1 protein-coding gene and 1 pseudogene are annotated in these 1,888 nt (G+C 67.7%); both read left to right on the plus strand.

Features of this window, described 5'->3' with window-relative positions:
- Positions 1-165: 165 nt before the first annotated feature.
- Positions 166-1,623 carry a short-chain fatty acid transporter gene (locus ACSBPG_RS31840; protein WP_435541275.1) on the plus strand — a complete coding sequence of 486 codons (1,458 nt, stop codon included), beginning with the start codon at positions 166-168 and terminating at the stop codon, positions 1,621-1,623.
- Positions 1,624-1,694: 71 nt separating this feature from the next.
- Positions 1,695-1,888 (plus strand): annotated as a pseudogene (locus ACSBPG_RS31845) (acetyl-CoA C-acetyltransferase); the annotation flags it as partial.

A 1,888-nucleotide genomic window follows, 5' to 3' on the forward strand; every position in this document is an offset into this window, starting at 1 on the left:
CGAACCGACGAGCGACGGGCTGGTCCTCATGGAGACCGCGCCCGGGGTCAGCGTGGAGCAGGTCGTGGCCGCCACCGGGGCCGATCTGATCATGCCCAGCCCCGTCCCGACCATGCCGATCGGCGCGTGAAGCGCCACAACCCTTTGCAATGGGGGATTCCGAACATGCCGCAATCGACGGACATTGATGTCGCCCTCGAAGGAGCAGTCGCACTGAACGGCGCCGCCGAGGGGCAGAAGCAGGGCTCGCTGGCCCGCATGGCCGTGGCCTTCACCGAATGGGCGGAAAAGTGGTTCCCGGACGCCTACGTCTTCGTCGTCCTCGCCGTGCTGGCGGTCGCCATCGCCGACCTCGCCCTCGGGGCCGAGCCGCTGGCCATCGCCAAGGGCTTCGGCAACGGCTACTGGACGCTGATCCCCTTCACCATGCAGATGGCCATGGTGGCGATCTCCGGCTACGTCGTCGCCACCTCGCCGCCCTGCACCAGGCTGATCCGCTGGATCGCCAGCTTCCCGCAGACCGGGCGCGGCGCGGTCGCCTTCGTGGCCTTCGCCAGCATGGCCGCCTCCTACTTCAACTGGGCGCTCAGCCTGGTGCTCGGCGGCCTGCTGGTTCGTGAGCTGGCCCGCCGCAAGGACCTGCGGATGGACTACCGCGCGGCCGGCGCCGCCGCCTATCTCGGCCTCGGCGCGACCTGGGCGCTCGGCCTCAGTTCCTCCTCGGCCATGCTGCAGGCGAACCCGGCCAGCCTGCCCAAGTCGATCTCCGACATCACCGGGGTCATCCCGCTGAGCCAGACGATCTTCCTGTGGCAGTCCTTCCTGATGGGCGGCCTGATCTTCGCGGCGTCCGTCGCCATCGCCTACTTCTCGTCGCCGGCGGACAAGTTCGTCCGCACCGCCGCCGACTACGACGTCGATCTGTCCGAGAAGAAAGTGACGACCCCCGCCATGCAGCGTCCGGGCGAGTGGTTCGAGTTCAGCCCGGTCCTGCCGCTGCTGCTGGTGGCACTGTCGATCGGCTACATCTACAGCGAGTTCGCGGCCAAGGACTTCCTGTCGGTGATCTCCAGCCTGAATTTCTACAATTTCTTCTTCATCACCTTGGGCGTCCTGCTGCACTGGAACATCCGCAGCTTCCTGAACGCGGTGGCGAAGGCCGTGCCGACCGCCGGCGGCGTGCTCATCCAGTTCCCGCTCTACGGCGGCATCGCGACCATGCTGACCGGCGTCGCCGGCGCCGACGGCGTGTCGATCTCCCACCATCTCGCCAACATCTTCGTCAGCATCGCCAACACCCACACCTATCCGGTGGTGATCGGCATCTACTCGGCGGTCCTCGGCTTCCTGGTGCCGTCGGGCGGGGGCAAGTGGATCATCGAAGCCCCCTACGTCATGCAGGCGGCCGTCGACGTGAAGGCCCACCTCGGCTGGGCGGTGCAGGTCTACAACGCGGCGGAAGCCCTGCCGAACCTGATCAACCCCTTCTGGATGCTGCCGCTGCTCGGCGTGCTCGGCCTGAAGGCGCGCGACATCGTCGGCTTCTGCTTCACCCAGCTGCTGATCCACGCGCCGCTGGTGCTCTTCCTGCTGTGGATCCTGAACTACACCCTGCATCCGTAATCCCGGAAGACGGCGGGAGCGGCCGGACCGCTCCCGCCGCCGACCGACGTTCGTTCCCTTGAGGAGGGATCATGACCGACATCGTCATTGCCGCCGCCGCCCGCACCCCGGTGGGAGCCTTCAACGGCAGCCTGGGTTCCGTCCCCGCGCACTACCTGGGCGAGGTGGCCATCCGCGAAGCGCTGCGTCGCGCCAAGGTGGACGCCGGCGAGGTCAACGAAGTCATCCTGGGCCAGATCCTGGCCGCCGGCCAGGGCCAGAACCC

The organism is Azospirillum sp. ST 5-10, from assembly GCF_051225715.1.
Lineage (GTDB): Bacteria > Pseudomonadota > Alphaproteobacteria > Azospirillales > Azospirillaceae > Azospirillum.